The organism is Methylobacterium sp. J-048 (assembly GCF_022829515.1).
Lineage (GTDB): Bacteria > Pseudomonadota > Alphaproteobacteria > Rhizobiales > Beijerinckiaceae > Methylobacterium.
In genome coordinates this window covers 1-702 of sequence record NZ_JAKSYL010000080.1, presented here as the reverse complement: position 1 = coordinate 702, position 702 = coordinate 1, and the positions used below count along the sequence as shown (strand labels likewise).

The 702-nt window shown below is 68.9% G+C and carries 1 pseudogene; it reads left to right on the top strand.

Going from position 1 to position 702, the window contains the following annotated elements:
* Positions 1–698, top strand: a pseudogene (locus MKL09_RS05215) (outer membrane protein); the annotation flags it as partial.
* Positions 699–702: the final 4 nt, after the last annotated feature.

The window sequence follows — 702 nt, the reverse complement described above, 5'->3', positions numbered from 1 at the left end:
TCCACGACGGACCGGTCTCCCACGGCTCAACCGGCACCGACCCGCGAGGCCTGTAGGACCTCGACTACTTCGGTACCGTGCGCGGCCGCCTCGGCTACGCCTGCGAGCGCACCCTGGTGTACATCCCCGGCGGCTTCGCCGCCGGCTCCGGCAGCGCTGACCGCTCGTTCGGCGGCTATGCCGGCAACGACAACTTGCGCACCGGCTACGCCGTCGGCGGCGGTATCGAGTACGCGCTGCCGGTCGACTCGTTCCTGAACTTCTTCCGCCCCTCGGCGGTGACGTTCAAGGTCGAAGGCCTGTACGTCAACCTGGAGCGCGGCAACCGAAACCAGGACGCCCTGGTGGTCAACGCCGCCAACCTTGTCCCGGTCGCCTACAGCGCGATCGGCCCCAGCGCCGACCCCTCGTTGCGAGGATATTGCGGCGACGACCGCCTCCCGACCGGCTACGCCGTCGGCGGCGGCATGGCGTACGCGCTGCCGGTCGACTCGTTCCTTAACTTCTTCCGCTCCTCGGCGGTGACGTTCAAGGTCGAAGGCCGGTACGTCAACCTGGAGCGCGGCAACCGCAACCAGGGCGCCCTGGTGGTCAACGCCGCCAACCTCGTCCCGGTCGCCTACAGCGCGATCGGCCGCCGCGACGACGAGTTCGCCGTCGTCCGCGCCGGCCTGAACTACAAGTTCGGCTCGTACTAAGACC